The organism is Cohnella luojiensis (assembly GCF_004564235.1).
Lineage (GTDB): Bacteria > Bacillota > Bacilli > Paenibacillales > Paenibacillaceae > Cohnella > Cohnella luojiensis.
Genome location: NZ_SOMN01000017.1, coordinates 1 through 18,877 on the forward strand (window position 1 = coordinate 1; position 18,877 = coordinate 18,877).

Consider the following 18,877-nt stretch of genomic DNA (forward strand, 5'->3'; position numbering starts at 1 on the left):
TAGCCGACTCGAAAGTCGACCTCGACGATTGTTTGTTTCTTACGCTCAATGTTCAGTTTTCAAAGAACAATTCGTGTTTCGTTTTCGTGTCTACCGCGCTAACGGCGACTTTTATAATATACCACAGTTCGTACCGTCAATGCAAGCATTATTTTTAACTTTGTTTGCATTGCTTGATATTCACCGTGTCCGCATCTTAATGCTTTTTCAGCGGCGAGATATAATTTATCACAGAACATTAGGCCAAGTCAACGGTTTTTTCGACATTTTTTATTCGATTTATTTGACGCTTGCGGAGGTATATCTGAGCTCCAGTAATCCGCTAATGGAGTCCCTCGAAGCCTTTGCGATTTCGCGAATGCATCCACGGTTCACGAGTTTCTGTAGAAGCACCGATAACTCCAAAGACAGGCCGGATAAATCAGGATGCTGAAGAAGCTCTGATGGCGTCCAAGATTCGGAGCGGCTTTCGATTAAACGAATAAGCAACGCGCACGAGGATTCCATTTTATTGAGGATGGAGAACTCGCAGGCTAGCAGCACGAGCTGTACCCTTTTCTCAAGAGACTCCCCGCTCGTCGTTAATTCCTCGAACAATTTATAGATTCCCGGATTTACTCTCCTCATTTGCTCCCACACGGTCAACTCGGGATGCATCCCTTCCTCCACAAGGGCAATATGAGCCCAGTAGTGCAAAGAGGATAATACATTAGAATAAGCATCAAGTACTTGTCCATCCTTTAGATCTTGCTTAGCTTGCAAATAAGAACGAATGAATTGCGAGAACTCGCTGAGAAGCTTCTGCTCGCGGATGAGCGGAGACCATTCCATAAGTCGATCACGCAGATTCGTTAGGTAGCTGTCGCGGTCGATCAAGATCTCTCCTTGAACGAGCCAATAGATGACATTCCTATTAGGGCTGCTAACGATCCAGCTTTCCAGCTTTTCCGGAGTCACTCTTCTAACCAGGATGCGAAAGTCATTCCATATCCAATGCTCGGTATCCTTCTCCGGGCTAGATACGCTCGTAACAATAAGAGCAAGTCGGTCCATCCCGTCTATTAACGGTTGGTACGCGAATGGATTCGCTACGAGAAGAAGGCTGATTAATCCTTTCTCTTGACCCAACCCTTCTACATAGAAAGCCCTCTTGTCCATCTGTGCCACTTATTTCACATCCTTATTAGCGTCTCAGTGCCACGCAGCCAACTAATGTGGTCTGTCTACGAAATGTGAGCTATAATTAAACTACGAGTATGGTCTAGTTCTACAACATACCTCTAGTTTCCTGCTAACGATCAGGATCGGGTAAACGGATGGGAGAAAGCAACATGAAATGGAAAGCCAGCAAAATATCGACGATGCGAACATGGGGACTTCTCCTCGTTATGGTAGGCATGGGAATCATGGTCTTCGGGACTAGCGGAATTTTATTGTTCGGGGACGTAGGGAAAATTATTGCCGCCGTATTCATGGTATTCGGGATAATCAGTTGCTTCGTAAGTATGGGGATTTACTTCTGGGTCGGCATGTTGTCCACGAGCGCGCCAGTCATCGATTGCCCGGAATGCGGCAAAAGAACGAAGATGCTGGGAACGACGGATCGATGCATGTATTGCCATACGATTCTTACGTTGGATCCTACGAAAGCTACCGGGGATGCAGCCCCTCAGGAAACGCCCCTGCAATCGCAACCATAGAAGCTCTAGCAAAAAACCTCCGGTTATCTGCATCCGGAGGTTTTTTGTAACTTTACACATTCCTATGTCACGGCCTGCTCTGAAGCGCTTTGTCCAAGACTCCCCAAATATCGGCCGACTCAAAGCCCCGGCGCCACGAAGCTACACCGGCTAAATTGTATTTCTTGGCCAGCTCCGCACGGGCTTTAATGGAAGCCGCATCCTCAATCCATATCTTTTTGACCGCATTGCCTTCCTTAAATTCCACGTAGCGCTGTCCCGTTACCTCGGAGAATGCAGGTTTAAGCTTCTTTTCTTTAATCAAATCCTTAACCGCATCCATGTCCATGGTCTTAGAGGATACCTCGACACCTTCTGCGCCCTTCGGCTCTTCCGTCCATATTCGCGTGTAAAGGGGAATGCCCAGGATAAGCTTATCGGCAGGAACTCCGTCCTCTTTCAGTATGCGCCTCACCGAAGTTTCCGCCCAAGGCAGCGAGGATACCGACCCGGAGACGGGACTGGAAGCCCAATGCTCGTCATACGCCATGACCATCATGAAATCCACGATAGCCCCCAACCGCTCCCTATCCAAAAATACGGACCACATCTCGCTATTGGACTTTGGAGTGACATCGATGGACACGACGAGATTCTGCTCATGCAGAAGCGGCGTCATTTCCCTCATGAACTGAACCAGGTTTTCCTTGTCTTTGGTATATACATTTTCGAAATCGATATTGATTCCTTGGAGCTTAAACGTCTTCGCATAGGCTAACATTTGTTGGATCATCTTAAACCGCGATTCATACGCAGCAAGAGCAGCATGCGTCCGATCGGGTTCGAATCCGTTGCTAAAGAGGCCCCACACGTGAATTCCCTTGGACCGCGCCCAAGCGGAGTAACCCGCATCGGCTTTACTGCTAATGCTGCCCTTGCCGTCGATGAGTTCGAACCAACTCGGGCTTACCACGTTAACACCGGGAAGCTCGCCGATTTTATCCGTATCGGGGTTCGCGGAGTAGACTGCCTCCCACGTCAGATTAATACGCTTCCCGCGACCTTTCCAAGCCACGAAAGGCTCTTCGGAAGTGATATCCGCGGTGATCGTTTCCACGGGGAGCAAGGTCACGCCTCCCTTGGCTACGAATCCGATATGGCCGGATTTGGATTGGACCTGATACCACCCATCCGTCTCCCCCCACAATCGCAAATCGGCTCCCGCCGGCAAATCCTCAACGATCGGGTAAGACTTGTCCGGACCTTCCCGAAGCTTGATTCCCTTGGCCTTTTCGTCGGGAACGCCTGCATGCTGAACAGCCTCTCCGGGCTTAAACAGAGATACGATCGCCGAAGGCTCGCTAATTTCTGCCTTCACTCCGAACAGTTCGGTGAGCGGCGCAACGGGCAAATAGAGCGTTTCATTCACTTTTTTGGCGGCAAACCTCAAAGCGAAAGGTTTTTGATTCAATGTCGCATCCAGCTTGCCCGTCTTGAAATGCAGAACTTTCGTATCCGTCGTTAAGATGATGGTCTCCGTTTTCTCCTCGTAATGAATCCCATCGCCCAACAACTGTTGCGCTATTTCTAACGGGATAAGCAATCCTTCTTTTGTTCCTTGCGCATAAGCATCCGTCCATTTCCCTTGAACCATGACCGGAAAAGGGTTTGAAGTATAGGAAGGCTTGCTATAGGAAGTATTCGCTGAATGGGAGGATTTCCACCACGCCGCGGCAACTGCCGCTATCACGAACACCAGTAAGAAGATCAACCACGCTCCGGATCTTTTACGAGAACGTCGCGAACCGGTCATTAGTTCGGTATTCAATTCCGTTCACTCTCCGTTTCTGCCTAACTGGATGCAAAGCCTGTCCCTCTATGAAGAACGATCCGATCAACCGGAAAGTTGCTAGTTTAACGAGCCCTGATAATCGAAATAAAAAACACGCTAAGGCGTTATCCCTGCGTGCTTGATCGATATCATTGAAATTAAGAATGCATCCGTTTGCACGTCGGACAAAGCCCGTATATTTCCAACCGATGGCCAAAGACGCTAAAACCGGTTGCTGACGTTGCTGCTTGTTCGACTTCCTTGACCGGAGGATGATCAAAGTCGACTATCGTACCGCAATTCGTGCATGTAATATGGTAGTGATCGGACATATCCCCGTCGAAGCGACTGGAATCGTCCCCGTAGGTTAGCTCGCGCACAAGGCCGGCATCCACGAAAACCTTCAAATTGTTATAAACCGTAGCGACGCTAAGACTTGGATACTGCGGAGATAGCGCGCGAAAAATATCATCTGCGGTCGGATGAGAAAATGATTCCATAAGAAATTGAAGAATAGCGTACCGTTGCGGGGTCATCCGGACGCCGCCGGATTTGAGCTGGTCCACGGCATGCTCGACCTTGGAGTCCATGCTCTCACAGCCTTTCGTATATCGTCTGATATAGAATGTAAGTATAGCCTTATTCTACGTAACGTATCCGAATGTTGTCAATGGAAGATACAACCCTCCATCTCAAGCGTTGGGTCAATTCCCTTTACCCTGCTGCCCCTTCGTTTCCCAGAACCATAAACCAATGCCGGCACAGATCAATATGACAGCCCCAAACATCGAACCAAAGGAGTTGAAGAGCCAGTCGGTCCAGTCGGTTCCCGCCATGACAAGAATAACGATTCCCGCGCCCGCAAGAAACAGAATTCCGACCGGCGGAACGTTCCGCGCAAAGCTTTCCTCCACGCTCGGCTTAGAGTTTTGCTCCGTCCAGCCTCTACCGTTAACCGCGGCTGCAGTATGTCGGTCATTCACCGTTTCCGTGCTTTGAATGGCATCGAACAAGTTATAGAAGTAGATGATCGGAAGCAACAAACTCAGAAGCACGATGGATAAAACATTCTCGACCTCAATGGAGACGTAAACGATTGCCGTAATATCAAGCGCCACGAGCATCATGAGCACGATACCTTTTACCATCAGCCCTAAATACATATGCCCGATCCCCGGAATTAGAAAAGCTAACAAACCGGCTATCCATTTTCTTTTTCTTCCATTAGACTCCGGCATCCTCCCTTGAGGGTAACCCGAATCCGAAGACGCTCCGAAACCCGCCCATTGCTCCTGTTGCATGCGATTGTCCCCATCCGGGTTCGGAGGCAACGGATATTCATTCGGGTTATCCCAACTGTCCGATTCTTTCACTCTAATCCCTCCGACTCAGTCGACTTATTTTATTCCGCCGCCACGGAACTTACACCAGACATTCTGTTAAACTCGTCCGCGATGGCCATCAATTGTTCCCTGTGCGGAAGGATAACCGTGATCACGATTCGCCTCAGTTTTGGCTCAGACTCTTGCACGGAGTCCTCCTCATCCACGAATCGGATCTTGACCAACTTGGCTTTGTGCTGAGTCAGCAGGCTTTGAAAGCTTTCAACGCGAGGCGGCGAATTTCCGGTTGTAAGGGTGAACGTACATTCGCGCCGATGATTGACGTAACGTTTCTCCACGATGTTTAAACCCCACAGGACGAGAAGCACCATGACCGCGGACAGAATCGCAGGCATGTAGAATCCCGCTCCAACCGTGAGCCCCACAGCCATAACCACCCATATGGATGCCGCCGTCGTCAACCCCGTAATCGATTTTCCGGTAAACAGGATCGTTCCCGCACCCAGAAAGCCGACGCCAGTTATGACTTGCGCAGCCAGACGCGCAGGATCCAAGCGTACGTTAGGTTGATCGGCGAAGTCCGCAAATCCGTACATCGATAGGATCATCAACAAACAGGAGCCCAAGCAGACTAAAGTGTGCGTTCGCAAACCGGCAGCATGATTTTTGCGTTCTCTTTCATACCCGACCAATCCGCCCAGCAAGACGGATAGGAGCAACCGGATAACCAGATGCACGTTGTCTATCACCCAAGGATTGTGCATGCGCATCCCTTTCGTCGATTCATTTTTATTATTGTATCATGCTGGAATTTGGCCAAACAATGGTTTTCGGACGGGGACAAAACCTAGGCTAAGGTCGGAGCTACAAGCTTCATGAGCTATGCGGAGCGCGAACAAGCCTTAGCATCTCGATGGACGGTATAGGTTTGAATGTTTCCTGCCGAATAAAGTCAAAGCGTTCATACAGGGCGATTGCAGGCAGATTGCGTACCTCGGCAGTTACGGTCCAAGTCGCGTTTCTCGGTTTCTCGGATAACAAACGCACCATCAGCAAACTTCCGATACCTTGACGAAGATGTTCTGGATGTACCATCAGTCTGCAGATTGTATAATGCTCCAGCTTCTCCTTCTCGCAAGAAACCGCTCCGACAAGGTCCCCCTGACTGTCTCTGTAACCCAGGAACGTCTCGCCGCATTCCTGCAGGGACTGGATCGTATCGCGAAGAGGAGGTAAATCGGAGACGCCGATAAGCGCGGCTTCCAGCCGATAGGCCGGATGCTGCAGCGCCCATATCTCTTCAGCCGTCTCCCTTTGTCTGATATCTAATGAAACAATCCCCACATTCAGAACCTCCTACCGGAAAATGAGATAAAACGACAAACCCGCCGATAAGCGAATTTGTCGTTTCCCAATCATTTCTATGCGTTTAATCGTTCTACCAGCAGCTTATTTACGAGCCCCGGATTAGCTTTACCCTTCGTTTCCTTCATGATCTGACCTACGAGGAAACCGATCGCTTTTTCCTTGCCGTTACGGAAATCCTCGACGGACTGCGGATTAGCTGCGATAACCGCATCAACGACCGACAGAATGGCGCCTTCGTCACTGATTTGTACCAAGCCCTGCTCTTCTACGATCCGTTGAGGCGATTTACCCGTTTCGACCAAGCCTTTAAACACGGTTTTTGCGATTTTCGAGCTGATCGTGCCCTTCTCGATAAGTTGGATCATCTCGCCCAAGCCTTGTCCCGTGATCTTGACGTCGTCAAGCTCCAAGTTATTGGCATTCAAGTAACCAAGCAGGTCGCCCATGATCCAATTTGCCGAAGCTTTAGCGTCGTTCGTATGCTCGAGGCTTTCCTCGAAGAAATCCGCTAGCTTCATCGAAGCCGTTAACACGCTCGAATCATAAGAGGACAGTCCATATTGTTGAATATATCGGGCTTGCCTGGCATCCGGGAGCTCTGGAATCGAAGCGAGAACTCGTGCTTTCCACTCCGCATCGATATGCAAGCGAACCAGATCCGGATCCGGGAAATAGCGGTAGTCATGCGCTTCTTCCTTGCTCCGCATGCTGATTGTTTTCCCTTGTTCGTCATCCCAGCGTCTCGTCTCTTGCACGACTGCGCCGCCTCCGTCCAGAACTTCGGCCTGGCGAATTTCTTCGTACTCGAGACCCCGTTGAACTCCGCGGAAGGAGTTCATGTTCTTAAGCTCCGCGCGGGTTCCGAACTTTTCTTGACCGAACGGGCGGATACTGATGTTGGCATCGCAACGAAGGCTGCCTTCCTCCATCTTTACGTCGGAGACATCGCAATATTGCATAATGGCTCTTAACTTCTCCAAATAGGCTTTCGCCTCTTCAGGAGAACGGATGTCGGGTTCCGAGACGATTTCCACGAGCGGAGTACCCACCCGGTTTAAGTCGACGAGGGAACCGAATCCGCCGTCTATATGCGTGAGCTTGCCGGCATCTTCCTCCAGATGAAGGCGAGTAATGCCGATTCGTTTGGTTTGGCCGTTCACTTCGATGTCGATCCAGCCGTTCTGGCCGATCGGTTGGTCGAATTGGGAGATCTGATAAGCTTTCGGCGAGTCGGGATAAAAATAATTTTTGCGGTCGAACTTGCACCATTCGGCGATTTCGCAGTTGATAGCCATGGCGGCCTTCATCGCATATTCCACAGCTTGGCGATTTAAGACCGGAAGAACTCCCGGATGGCCTAGGCATACCGGGCAAGTATGCGTGTTGGGCGGCGCGCCGAAAGAAGTCGAGCATCCGCAGAAAATTTTCGATTTCGTATGCAACTCGACGTGTACCTCAAGACCGACGACCGTTTCGTATTTAGACATGTTGCGCTCCTCCTAAGACAGAGCCGGACGCAGGTCGTGAAACCCGGTTTGGCTTTCGAATGCGTGCGCCGCTCTCAGAACCGTGCTCTCGTCGAAAGGCTTGCCGATGATTTGCAAGCCGACCGGCAACCCCTCCGCCGTTCCGCAAGGAATGCTGATCGCCGGTACTCCCGCCAAGCTGACGGGGATCGTGCATATATCATTCAAGTACATCGTGAGAGGATCTCCGACTTGCTCACCCAATTTAAAAGCTGGCGTTGGAGCGGTCGGGCCGATAATCAGATCGAATTTCTCGAATACTTGATCGAAATCTTGCTTGATCAACGTGCGAACTTGCTGAGCCTTCTTATAATAAGCGTCATAATAGCCCGAGCTAAGCGCATAGGTACCTAACATGATCCTTCTCTTCACTTCGGGACCGAACCCTTCGCTGCGGGAGCGGCGATACAGGTCCAGCAAATTGGTCGGATTTTCTGCGCGCACGCCGTAACGAACTCCGTCGAAACGGGCCAGATTGGAGGATGCTTCGGAAGAGGCGAGCAAATAATAAGTGGCGACGGCATAATCGGTATGCGGCAATGAAACTTCCTCCCATACCGCGCCCATCGATTCGAATACCTTCAATGCTTCCAGTACTCGTTCCTTCACTTGCGGATCGATGCCTTGACCCAAATATTCTTTAGGCACGCCGATTCTCAATCCTTTGACGTCTCCGGTAAGGGCGGACAAATAGTCGGGTATCTCTACGTTAGCCGAAGTCGAATCCCTCTCGTCATGGCCCGCGATCGCTTGCAGGACATAGGCGGAGTCTTCCACATTCTTCGTGATCGGCCCGATTTGATCAAGAGACGAAGCAAATGCGACGAGTCCGAATCGGGAAACTAGACCGTATGTCGGCTTTAATCCAACGACGCCGCAATAGGCAGCGGGTTGACGAATAGAACCGCCCGTGTCCGAACCGAGCGTAAAATAAACCTGCCCGGCCGCGACAGCTGCTGCGGAACCGCCGCTGGAACCGCCGGGAACGCGTTCTAAATCCCAAGGATTGCGAACGGCGCGAAAGGCGGAGTTCTCATTGGAACCGCCCATTGCGAATTCGTCCATGTTCAGCTTGCCTATCGTAACCGATTGCGCGGCGCGAAGCTTAGTCACGACGGCCGCGTCGTAAATCGGATCATGGTTCTTCAGGAATTTACTGCCGCATGTCGTGCGTAAGCCTTCGGTTACGATATTATCCTTGATTCCCGCGGGAACGCCGAACAATAAGCCCCGTTCTCCGCCTGATGCCATTTGCGCATCCAGAGCCTTGGCTTCCTTGCGAGCACCTTCTTCATTCAACGCGAGAAATGCGCCAATCTTTTCGTCCGTATCGGAAATCCGCTTTATGGACTGCTCCACCAGCTCGGTGACGGATAATTGTTTATGGGTAAGACGATTATGTATTTCGGATAATCTCAGATCGAAAACCGACATTCTAAGCTCCTCCTAATCTTTATTCCAGAACCGCAGGCACCTTGAACTGGCCGTCCTCTTCTTCGGGAGCGTTGAGAAGTACTTTCTCGATCGGCCAAGAAGGCTTTACCGCATCTTCCCTCATCACGTTTGCCAGCGGCAGCACATGACTGGTCGGTTCAATGCCGTCCGTGTCCAGCTCGTTTAATTTCTCGGCATATTTCAATATCGCGTTCAACTGCCCGGCAAATTGTTCCTTCTCCGCTTCCGACAGCTCAAGACGCGCCAAATTCGCAACATGTTCGACATCTTTGATCGTTATGCTCATGCTTGTATTACCCTCCCTATTTCTCCATATCCGCTCATTCTTTTCATTATATCGGACAAACTAAGGGAACTCAATGATTCAACGCTGCTTTAGAGCCACCTGTATGGGGTAATAATAGGCGATAGAGACAAGGAGGGAACGACATGTCCCGTTTCCATAAAGCTTTATCATCGGTGCCGCTAAAGGATGCCGGATTTGTTGAATTCGCCTCCGATGATCCGGGTGCGCAAAAAATACTAACAAACGCGATTACTGAATTCGCGCAATCGGAGGATTTGCCTCTAGCTCTGCGTTACGACAATCAGCAGCAGCTTCTTCATCTTATGGGCAAGCTTCAACGACAAGGTCGAGACTTGAATGCCGATAGCATTCAGTGTCGCATATCGTATAAGGATGAAATGGATCAAAACAGTCATTCTAATACGAGCGAGGAACAAGATAACGAAGGCTGGTTCCCTTTATCCGAGCTGTTCGGCGAAGTTAGCGGCCACAGCGTGTTCGACTATATCTTACATCGGTTGTTTACTACTCATCTACAGCCCGTCGTTCAACCAAGCGGGAACATCGTCGGGTACGAATTTCTTCTGCGTTCGTTGCCCGAACAGATGCCTTTTCGTCCCGCAGAGCTGTTCGAAACCGCGAGAAGAATCGGCCAGCATTCCTTCTTGGATCGGGCGGCAAGGCATTCCGCTATCAAAATGGGCGCATCCCATCTACAACCCGGGATGAAGCGGTTCATTAACTTCCTGCCTTCCTCCTTGCATCATCCGGACACTTGCTTGAAAGGGACCTTCGAGATGATGAAAGAAACCGGAACGGATCCCGGCGATTACGTATTCGAAGTCATGGAAACGGAGCCGCTGGATGACCCAAGGCTGTCCAAAGTATTCGACGTTTACAGGCAAGAAGGCGTTCGTCTTGCGCTCGATGACGTCGGAAACGGATTTGCGACAATGGATGTTTTAGATCGTCTTCAACCGGATTATGTGAAGATGGACCGCAGATGGGTCGGTCAGTGCGATAGCGACACGAAAAAACAACGTTATATTAACGATCTGTTGGAACACGTTTCCCGTTTTAACGGAGTGGTATTAGCGGAGGGCGTAGAACGCCAGGAGGAGTGGGATTTCCTGAGAAAAGCGGGAGTCCCGCTGTTCCAAGGTTATTTGTTCGGTCGGGCTCAGCCTGTTCCAGCCGCCGTCCCCGCAGCCGTGAGGTAAATGGCGATTTATAAGCATAAACGGCTTCACCGTCCTTAGGACGGGGATATACGTTTGAGTCGAGCGATCAGATGAGATCGTATAATAATACGCACCGCGAGCATCTTGAAGAATTTCAAGAGGCTAACGGTGCGTTTATTGCGTTCGGATTATATCCAGGCTTTTAAGTTGACTTGGCGGATGAATTCCTCTCGAGTAAGCGCTTCTTTGGTCGTCTCTTCCACCGGCAGTTCCTCTTCCTGGCTGCCGTTCATGATTCGCTTGAAGAGCTCCTCATTGCGGGTAACCAAGGCAAAGTCGATAAGCGATTCCCTTTCGATGCGTTGAACCTCAAGTTCTAGCAAAGTTTCTTCCAATTCAATATCTTCACAGGGCACATAGAATTGCCTATTTGCACTCGGTACTCGAATAATATAATCAAACGCGCTATCGTTATTACGGTCATAAGCGATTACGTACCCGTACTCGCCCAAAGGCAAATTTTGCTCAAACCGGTCATCCACGATAACGATTTTCTCCCCTAACTTCAGCATACCGATTCTCCCCTTCCCAATACGTCCGGCAATACTACTATCCTACTAAAAAAGTACTACCCTATGCAAATGTTGTCGTTTGGGAGTCGCTGTCCTTTATGAATCTTGCGATTTATAGATCTTCTCCGGCGATACCGTCAATTCTCTATATCCCGTTTCCGTGACGAGGTACGTATTCTCGATTCCGACGACTCCCAAGCCCGGGAAAGTAAACTTCGGCTCGATTGCCAGCGTCATCCCGGGTTTAAGCGGTTCCCGAAATCCTCGTGCGAGCACTGGCCATTCATCGATTTCCAGTCCGATTCCATGACCGAGAAATTTCACTTGGTCCGCGCCGTAGCCCATGAAGTGATCCGACAATCCCGCTTCTTCCGCCAGCTCCAACGCCTGAACGTATAGTTCCTCCGGCGTTGTACCCGGACGAAGCAAACGCTCGCTGCTCCTCATGATTAATTCGGCCACTTCATACGCCGTCTGCAGCTCCGGGGAAAGCTCACCGACGACGGCCATGCGAGTTTGATCAATCGTATAGCCGTCCAAGCAGCATCCAATGTCGATGATAATAGGTTCGTTGCGCCCGATCGAACGGAGGCTCACGCCTTGCGGGGCAGCGGGAGATAATCCCCTCCCGCCTGCCGGACCGTCGAAATAGGTAGGTTCCGCTGCCGCTTCCCCGGCTGCGATGACGCCTGTCACGATCTCTTGATTATATCCGCGCATCCGCATTAACCCGATATGTCCTTGCGAGCGGAGCGAATTCTCGATGATCGCCATGAGCTCTAGTTCAGTCATTCCTTCCTTCAAGCCAGCTATTCCTGCATCCAAAGCCGTTGAAACAACAGCGGCGGCTCTAGAGATGCGTTCGATTTCATAAGAGGATTTCACGCTCCTAACTCCTCTAAGCAACGCCGAGGCATCCTTCCACTTCGCTTGGGGAATCGCTTCTGCCAACCGCAAATACAGTTGAGCCGGCATGACGTCGAGATCGGCTCCAATGATCGGAGGCTGATCCGGGGAGGAGAATAGGGCAGGATAATCCGTTGCCAACTGCTTGCCGAAATTCCGGAAGGAATTCAATTCTACCGTTCGTATGGCAGACTCGCGAAATGCCCGTACCACGCTTCTTCTGACGTAAAAGGTTGGTTCCCCTTCAACGGGCACGAACAAATAACCGGTTTGCATAGAACCGGCGAAGTAATAGATTCCAACATTTTGCGAAACCAAACAACCGGCGATATCGTTCTCGGCGAGTTTTCGTTGAAGCTTGAGCGAGCGGTTCAACCACTCATCCTGCGGCGGCTTCTTTTGCATTCGGTCAACGCCCCTTCGTGTCTTCCATACGATATTATTAGAGCAAAGAAGGGGCATTGCGTCAACCATGCCAAGTAAAACGACTTCGCCGTCATTGGATGGTGGTACACGTTTGTATCGTGCGATCAGATGAGTATAAGGACATAGAAACTTATACTTTCCGATCGATTAGTACACCAATTCCGCGGAGCCTTCCAAATCCCATTCTACGGGGGCGAGCACGCCGAACAACCGAGGGTACACCACGTGAACGACCAATACCACCCCCGGACGATCAAGAGTAACCTCGTAGTCATACAAGGAGTTGCTGTAGGTATAAGGAAATACCGCATCCTCATTAACGATCTCGAATGCCCGGACTTCGACCGTATCCCTTAGGAAGCTTCCCGGCAGCGGACTCAAGCTGGCATCGAGCGATAGATTTTCCCTTAAGTAAGCCAATGTCGCATCCTCCGCAAGATCCGTTTGAATCGAGAGCACGCCCATCTCGAGCTTGTCCCGGTCCAACTGCTGCGCCGCTGCGTGAGCCGCACGATCAACGGCGCGCTTTGCTTCGTGAACCGTCCCCATTGCCACCTCTTCATCCATCTGCAATGCGTGGAGCATCCACCAAACGACGATCATTAGAACGCTGAATACTAGCTTAGCCATAACTTCTCCTCAATAGCTTAGGTTATGGAACATACTCGCTCATCTTCATTCCGCCGCCGCCGATTCGGGCATCCCCCGAAGGAGGCTCGAGCCCGATCAACCGATCGATATTCAGCAGATTATCGTAGGGATAAGTAATTCGCAGTTGAATGCCGGTCCCTCTGGGCAAAGGGGCCGAAGCATTATCGCCTTCGGCTCCCGTCGTGGAGGTAACCGCGTATTCAAGCATCGGGGCGTTGAATCCATAACGAGCGAGCCGATCCCGGGATTCGGCGACCATATCGCCGTCGATGTACCCGTATCTTCCGCTGGCGCCGATCTCTAGCAAATAATCGGCCTCTTGCTGGAGCAAGGCTTGCCGAATGACCAGTACATGCTTGTATATCGGGGAAAACATCAACCAGCAGAACAAGGAGGCGAATAATACGAAAACAAGCAATTGCTTCACGGGCTGATCCGAGAGATTTGATCCGCCATCCGGTCACCGGCGGAAGTGATTTTTCCTTGCGTCCCCTCATCGCCTTGCGCAATGTTCGTATAAAGAATCACGACCGTAACGATTAATAACATGGTCATTAGCAGTTGTCGCATCCCAAGTTCCCCTTTCCGTCCCCTTATGGCTGTAAATTTCCAAGAGTCGTGTTGGCCGTGGTTCCATGCGTCTCAATTCGCGCACGGGTTCCCGTATTGTCTTGGGCAACGATCGCGTTGAACATTAAGGCCACGACAATGAGCATCATTACAGTAATCAGAATATTCCTCATCCAATCGCCTCCTTTCTAAGGATTAAGGGCATCGAAGAGTTTAGCCGCTTCTTGCACCCAAGGGTAAAGAAAGATCTGAAACGTATACAAAATAGGGATTCCAGCCAGCACGAACAGGAGATAAGAAGTCGTTTCCTTGCGGCTGTCCTTGGCTAACTCGATCTGGGCTTTGTAATCCCTCACAACCTCGCGGAGCATATCGTATATCTCTTGGCTCTCATTGAGGCGGAGCGAACGCATGCTCTCGGCGAAGCCGTAAGCCTCGTCGGTTCCTAGTCGCTCCTTAAAGCGCTTAAGAGCAGAGTCCGCGTCATGGTACCACTCGTTAAGCAACAATCCCATCTCGCCACGGATGTGCCGGGTTAAAGCAAGGCATTTCATGAGCTTGCCGTGGAGATGCAGCCTTGACCCTGTATAGTAGAGCAACTGGCTGCTGACGGCCACGATCTCGCGTCTTATCCGATCCGTCCGATAACGGCGGAAGGATTGCAGCCACATTCGATCGCAGGCGGCCAACCCTACGAATATCAGCAATACGAATAGGAGATTCCAACTCATGGGAGCCGGAACAAGTCCCTGCTCTCCCAGCAAGTAAACCCCTCCTCCGATGCAAGGGACCACGAATAATAAGCAACGGCGATAAGACAAATACGCCTCAGGCGGATATCGGATTCCGCATCCCGCGAGCAGCATCCGCCTTTCCTGCAACGTTACGCTCTCGCGATCGGTTCTCCAGACTTTCAGCCACCATCGCGGCGTTTGTTTATTTGCCCAACCTCGCAAATGAATTCGCCAACGATTGCGGGGAGCGAACAGCAGCCTTAATACAAGAGTTGTGCCTGTGAATAGGAGAGCAAACTGTACAAGTCCTCCTACCCCGATAATGAGCGTTCGGATATACTCCGTCACGGTCGTTTACCTTCTCCCTCCGTCGTCATTTTCTTCTGGATAAATAAAGTCCCATCATCAACGATCCGAACAACAGCACGACGGCATTCAGAAGCATTCCTCTCCCCCCGGCATCAATAACGTAATACGTATAGCTGCCTTCCGGATTCAACCGAAAGTTAACGCCCATAAATAGCGCCAAGAACAATACGGGAGCGAAGTTAGCCATCCGAATCTCGAGCAGCCGGTGTCGTTCTATTTGATTGGCCATTTGGGCTTTGCGCATGTCGGATACGAGCTCCTTCAAGTTGTCCGACACGTTATTTCCCTCCTCTAGCGCCACCTTCAGAATGCTTCCGAAATAATCCGCCCACACATTTCCGAAGGACAGTGAAAACCGTCGCAAGCTCCCCTCGTCGTCCTCCTTAACGGACAAATTCCGGTAAAGCTGTTCAAATACGGCTTGGACCTCACCGGGAAGCCGCCGCTCTTCTACCGTCCTTTGCAGGGCGACTCGAATATGGCGGCAACCCGTTACCAAATAGGATTGGTAGAATAACTCTACCGCCGGCAAGAACTCGAGTCGCGTCGCCATCTGCCGATTGATTAACGACATCCGTAGCAGCAAATAAGGAAAAGAGCCGAGTAACAGCACAAGGGTCACGACGGAACGAAAAGATTGAAAAACGAGCACGCCGGCGACTATGCCCAGAAGGCCCATAATCGCCGAGATCATTACAAAACCTCTTGTTTTCATTCGCCATCCTAAGGCTAATAGCAAATCGAAAACATGCTGATGCGGCTTGCTTAATCGCATCCATGTTTGAGGACTCCAGCGCCCCGATTTACCTGAGTTTAACCTACGCTTACGGGATTGATTGTCCCACCAAGCTAACAGTCCGTAACGAAAGCTCAAGTATAGTAATAGGAATAACGCAACGACAAGGGATAATAGAGCAAGCCTCAGCATGTCTGAGCGCTCCTCGAAATTTTCTGCAACGCTTTATCCGAAAATTTGTGCGGAAATACCCATTGGCCGGTAGACTCCTCGTAACGAACGAGATCCCTGATCCGGACCACGCCGTTTATCCACTCGAATTCGCCTACCCGTGCCAGCTTCCGGACACCGTCTATCATTCTCATCTCGAATCCGATATGCGTCACATGCTCCGTGATTCTCCTGATCATAGAGATCGGGTTCATTCCCCTGCCGTCAAGCATGCACATGTCCGTGATCGTATCAGGTACATCCTCCAAGCCGTTAGCGTGCACGGAAGTTATGCTTCCTTCATGCCCTCTCGTACAGGCGCGCACGTAAATATTAGCATCCTCGTCCCTAATCTCGGCATGGCATATTCGCTGTGGGGATTGCCTAAGAGCCAGCTTGAATGCCTGCTTCGGACCGTGCAGCGGATCATCCTCGTCCGACTCGTATTCCACGACGTTCTTGTCCGGGAAGTCCCTCGCCAGCATAAGCTCATAACGGCTCTCGATCGTGACGATCCGCTCTTCATCCGGCATGGCTGAGATCAGGGCTTTGATCAAATGCGTTTTACCGGTATTGGTAGCCCCGATAACGACCATATTAAACCGACTTCGAACGATGACGAGAAGCAGCTCGCGAACTCGGTCATCCATCGTTCGGTACTCCGGCTTGCACAGCGTTTCGAGATTAAACCGCTTGACGGTATACAAACGGATCGTTAGAGTCGGTTGGGCCGTGAATCCAAAGCCCGTCAAGGTGACGCGCGAACCATCCAGCAGAAGGACCTCCGCCCATCTCTTGCGGGGATTAATTCTGTCATTGTTGAAAAGCACCAGGTTCTGCTGGATTCTCTCCACATGGCTTAAATCCTGAAAACGATACGGGGATGCCGTCGCCTTGCCGTCGCGCACCTCGAAGATGCGCGTTCCAACGACCTGAACCTCTTCCAAGCCTTCACGATTGCGCAATACAAGCTCCAGCATGTTCATTCCGATGACTTCGGCGAACAAGGCTTCCGCCAAGGACGCGTAGGGAAGGCTGCCGAAGGAAACATGCTGCAGTCGTTTCCTAATGATCCAATCCGAGATAATGGCCAGCATCTCGGCCCGCTCTTGCGGAAAACCGATAACCGCGCGGTTGAGCTTCTCGGCGTAACGCCGACGTTCCTCTTCGCTCCAGCCTCTAGGAGTCGCAAGCATATGACGAACTTCTTCCGTGTACGCTCGCAAGCTGTTCAATCCATCCGCATTATCCCCTGAACCTAACTCCCCTTTGCTGGACGAGCTTTGCAAATCCGCCGCATACGCAGACGAAGAAAACCGCTTGGCCGCAACTTCCCCGCTCATCCGTCTCTCCTTCTATGCACCATTAACCTGCGTAACCAAGGTCTATCCGTCTTCTGCAGTCTTTGCGACCAATTCAAACGATTAATAAGAGGGTTAGCCACCGCGTCGAAAGCCGCCGCGTTTCTTTCTTCAGCCGCGAGCCACTCATCCAATCGACCGCTATCCAGTTGCAAATGCATACTCTCGAGTAATCTCAGCTCCGTGAATTCGGCACACCCGGTTTCCTTACGAATCTCCTTCATCCGAAACCCTCCCTTTATTCCATGTTTACCGTGCAGAAGCACCAATTGAAATTGCTCCGGCAGCATACCGAATTGCGATCCGACTTGACCGGTCCAACGATGAATATCCTCTTGAAAATGGCTGAGACTGTCGGTCGTAACCAGAAACCTATCATCGGCTTCCCGCATCGCGCATACCGTAGCCGCATTGTCCCAATAGGCGCTTACGTCCGCGATCGTCAAGTCGAATGCCTCTCGGGCAGCCGAAAGCAATTGCCGCATATCGTCGGGTTCGTAATATTCCGCTTGCTCTCTCGCCATATTTCCGAATAAAACGTGAAGACCGCCAAGCTTGGGCGAACGAAAAGCATACTGTCTTAATTTCTCCCCGGTAAGCGTGCCTGCTCTTAGTTCGGGCCTTACGCCGTCCAAAGTCACGTCCGGTTTATCTACGCCCAAGTAAAGGTGAGTCTTCGCGCTTTTCAGATTCAGACATAAGTATCCGACCTTGCGGCCTGTCAGCGCCGCGATGCGATAGGCCGTTCCGAATGCCGTCAAAGAAGTACCGATATTGGGCGTTGAGCCGGCGAAAGCCGCTAATCTTCCCGACATTATTGTTCATCCTCCTTAATAGAAGAAGCCTGAAAAGCGATAATCAACTTTGCGGTTCCCCCTTTGCAGGCTGAATCGAGCGCAAGCCACTGCTCTTCCGTCAAATTCAGATTAATCGAATCGATCGTGCCGTTGGCATCTCGCCTCGAAGCGTACATGCCTTCTTTGTCTCCGTTCGCCATAGACATCAGATTCGGGTTTTTGGGATTATCGATCTCGAGGTTAGCCGCCGTCTTGACGCCCGCCACGCGGATGGAATCGGCATATAGCTTGCGCGACGCAGTCGATTCGTCCGATAAATAAACCATGACCTCGTCCCCGGCGCGAATTCCGTTTGATACCGATTTGACGTACTCCCTGGGAATTTGAAAAGTCGATTGACCGGTGCGAGGCAATAACGGATATTTGTCCACCTTCCATCGCAGCAACGGCTCATGGCCTCCCAACGGTACCGAGGTCTCCATTCCGACCGCCTCCGACAAATCCGTAATCATCTCCGGAGTTATGGCGGATCGCGGCAAGGAGATCATAGTCAAATGCTCCGGGTCGAGCTTCGTGCCTGTCGATATGAATCGGTTGGGAACGACGATGTCCACTGTCTCTTGCAATTGAATCTGCCTTAACTGAAGTAAGTACACGCCATATACGAGCAATCCTGATAGGACCGCGGCCGATAAACTGATTGCCGCTTGCCTGCGCCTGTTCATCCTTTCACCCTCATCTCTCGGAAAATAAAAAAAACGCAAGCGCTGAAGGTTTCCCTCCATCGCCTGCGTTCTTCGCAGCGAACATTAGCCTATATCGGCTTGACAAGGCTCACTATATCAAATGACCGAACTCATGTAAAGCCTTTTTTTG

22 protein-coding genes are annotated in these 18,877 nt (G+C 50.9%); 2 read left to right on the top strand and 20 right to left on the bottom strand.

Features of this window, described 5'->3' with window-relative positions; genetic code table 11:
• Window positions 1-279: 279 nt before the first annotated feature.
• Window positions 280-1,158 (bottom strand): nucleotidyltransferase-like protein, encoded by an 879-nt coding sequence (locus E2980_RS12620; protein ID WP_135152631.1) that lies wholly within the window; start codon window positions 1,156-1,158, stop codon window positions 280-282.
• A 173-nt stretch (window positions 1,159-1,331) separates the two neighbouring features.
• Between E2980_RS12620 and E2980_RS12625 the strand changes: the two genes are divergently transcribed.
• Window positions 1,332-1,700 (top strand): DUF2614 family zinc ribbon-containing protein, encoded by a 369-nt coding sequence (locus E2980_RS12625; RefSeq protein ID WP_135152537.1) that lies wholly within the window; start codon window positions 1,332-1,334, stop codon window positions 1,698-1,700.
• 67 nt (window positions 1,701-1,767) lie between these two features.
• Here E2980_RS12625 and E2980_RS12630 read toward each other — a convergent pair whose 3' ends face one another.
• The 8 genes from E2980_RS12630 to gatC all read right to left on the bottom strand — a co-directional run bounded on the left by E2980_RS12630 (window position 1,768) and on the right by gatC (window position 9,488).
• Window positions 1,768-3,507, bottom strand: coding sequence for a glycosyl hydrolase family 18 protein (locus E2980_RS12630; protein ID WP_240703014.1), 1,740 nt, complete (start codon window positions 3,505-3,507; stop codon window positions 1,768-1,770).
• Window positions 3,508-3,668: 161 nt separating this feature from the next.
• The gene (locus tag E2980_RS12635; RefSeq protein ID WP_135152538.1) at window positions 3,669-4,100 is read right to left on the bottom strand and encodes a Fur family transcriptional regulator; all 432 of its coding nucleotides are present in this window, start codon (window positions 4,098-4,100) and stop codon (window positions 3,669-3,671) included.
• A gap of 114 nt (window positions 4,101-4,214) precedes the next feature.
• Window positions 4,215-4,883: a hypothetical protein gene (locus tag E2980_RS12640; RefSeq protein ID WP_135152539.1), complete on the bottom strand. Its 669-nt coding sequence runs from the start codon at window positions 4,881-4,883 to the stop codon at window positions 4,215-4,217.
• Between the two features lie 29 nt (window positions 4,884-4,912).
• On the bottom strand, window positions 4,913-5,617 hold the full coding sequence (locus E2980_RS12645; RefSeq protein WP_135152540.1) for an MgtC/SapB family protein: 705 nt from the start codon (window positions 5,615-5,617) through the stop codon (window positions 4,913-4,915).
• A gap of 109 nt (window positions 5,618-5,726) precedes the next feature.
• The gene (locus tag E2980_RS12650) at window positions 5,727-6,197 is read right to left on the bottom strand and encodes a GNAT family N-acetyltransferase (protein WP_167747103.1); all 471 of its coding nucleotides are present in this window, start codon (window positions 6,195-6,197) and stop codon (window positions 5,727-5,729) included.
• 77 nt (window positions 6,198-6,274) lie between these two features.
• A complete protein-coding gene (gene gatB, locus E2980_RS12655; protein ID WP_135152542.1) occupies window positions 6,275-7,708 on the bottom strand; it encodes an Asp-tRNA(Asn)/Glu-tRNA(Gln) amidotransferase subunit GatB in 1,434 nt (477 codons plus the stop codon).
• A 12-nt stretch (window positions 7,709-7,720) separates the two neighbouring features.
• Entirely contained in the window at window positions 7,721-9,181 is a 1,461-nt protein-coding gene (gene gatA / locus E2980_RS12660; RefSeq protein ID WP_135152543.1) for an Asp-tRNA(Asn)/Glu-tRNA(Gln) amidotransferase subunit GatA, read from the bottom strand.
• Between the two features lie 19 nt (window positions 9,182-9,200).
• Window positions 9,201-9,488 carry an Asp-tRNA(Asn)/Glu-tRNA(Gln) amidotransferase subunit GatC gene (gatC, locus tag E2980_RS12665; protein WP_135152544.1) on the bottom strand — a complete coding sequence of 96 codons (288 nt, stop codon included), beginning with the start codon at window positions 9,486-9,488 and terminating at the stop codon, window positions 9,201-9,203.
• 143 nt (window positions 9,489-9,631) lie between these two features.
• Here gatC and E2980_RS12670 point away from each other — a divergent pair, with 143 nt between their 5' ends.
• Window positions 9,632-10,708, top strand: coding sequence for an EAL domain-containing protein (locus tag E2980_RS12670; protein ID WP_135152545.1), 1,077 nt, complete (start codon window positions 9,632-9,634; stop codon window positions 10,706-10,708).
• Window positions 10,709-10,857: 149 nt separating this feature from the next.
• Here the strand turns inward: E2980_RS12670 and E2980_RS12675 are convergent, their stop codons facing one another.
• The 11 genes from E2980_RS12675 to E2980_RS12715 form a co-directional block, all read right to left on the bottom strand.
• On the bottom strand, window positions 10,858-11,241 hold the full coding sequence (locus E2980_RS12675; RefSeq protein ID WP_135152546.1) for an ATPase: 384 nt from the start codon (window positions 11,239-11,241) through the stop codon (window positions 10,858-10,860).
• Window positions 11,242-11,337: 96 nt separating this feature from the next.
• A complete protein-coding gene (locus E2980_RS12680; RefSeq protein ID WP_135152547.1) occupies window positions 11,338-12,552 on the bottom strand; it encodes a M24 family metallopeptidase in 1,215 nt (404 codons plus the stop codon).
• 168 nt (window positions 12,553-12,720) lie between these two features.
• Window positions 12,721-13,203: a hypothetical protein gene (locus E2980_RS12685; protein ID WP_135152548.1), complete on the bottom strand. Its 483-nt coding sequence runs from the start codon at window positions 13,201-13,203 to the stop codon at window positions 12,721-12,723.
• Window positions 13,204-13,225: 22 nt separating this feature from the next.
• Window positions 13,226-13,651: a hypothetical protein gene (locus tag E2980_RS12690; RefSeq protein ID WP_135152549.1), complete on the bottom strand. Its 426-nt coding sequence runs from the start codon at window positions 13,649-13,651 to the stop codon at window positions 13,226-13,228.
• Entirely contained in the window at window positions 13,648-13,794 is a 147-nt protein-coding gene (locus E2980_RS24225) for a hypothetical protein (RefSeq protein ID WP_167747104.1), read from the bottom strand. The genes E2980_RS12690 and E2980_RS24225 overlap by 4 nt, the downstream gene beginning before the upstream one ends.
• 23 nt (window positions 13,795-13,817) lie before the next feature.
• Window positions 13,818-13,967: a hypothetical protein gene (locus E2980_RS24230; RefSeq protein WP_167747105.1), complete on the bottom strand. Its 150-nt coding sequence runs from the start codon at window positions 13,965-13,967 to the stop codon at window positions 13,818-13,820.
• Between the two features lie 15 nt (window positions 13,968-13,982).
• Window positions 13,983-14,876, bottom strand: a complete 894-nt coding sequence (locus E2980_RS12695) for a hypothetical protein (protein WP_135152550.1) — start codon at window positions 14,874-14,876, stop codon at window positions 13,983-13,985.
• Window positions 14,877-14,901: 25 nt separating this feature from the next.
• Window positions 14,902-15,591 (bottom strand): type II secretion system F family protein, encoded by a 690-nt coding sequence (locus E2980_RS12700; protein WP_240703015.1) that lies wholly within the window; start codon window positions 15,589-15,591, stop codon window positions 14,902-14,904.
• Between the two features lie 227 nt (window positions 15,592-15,818).
• Window positions 15,819-17,186: an ATPase, T2SS/T4P/T4SS family gene (locus tag E2980_RS12705; protein ID WP_135152552.1), complete on the bottom strand. Its 1,368-nt coding sequence runs from the start codon at window positions 17,184-17,186 to the stop codon at window positions 15,819-15,821.
• The gene (locus tag E2980_RS12710) at window positions 17,183-18,019 is read right to left on the bottom strand and encodes a CpaE/TadZ family protein (protein ID WP_135152553.1); all 837 of its coding nucleotides are present in this window, start codon (window positions 18,017-18,019) and stop codon (window positions 17,183-17,185) included. Before E2980_RS12710 ends, E2980_RS12705 begins: the two co-directional genes overlap by 4 nt.
• Window positions 18,019-18,726, bottom strand: coding sequence for an SAF domain-containing protein (locus E2980_RS12715; RefSeq protein ID WP_135152554.1), 708 nt, complete (start codon window positions 18,724-18,726; stop codon window positions 18,019-18,021). Before E2980_RS12715 ends, E2980_RS12710 begins: the two co-directional genes overlap by 1 nt.
• Window positions 18,727-18,877: the final 151 nt, after the last annotated feature.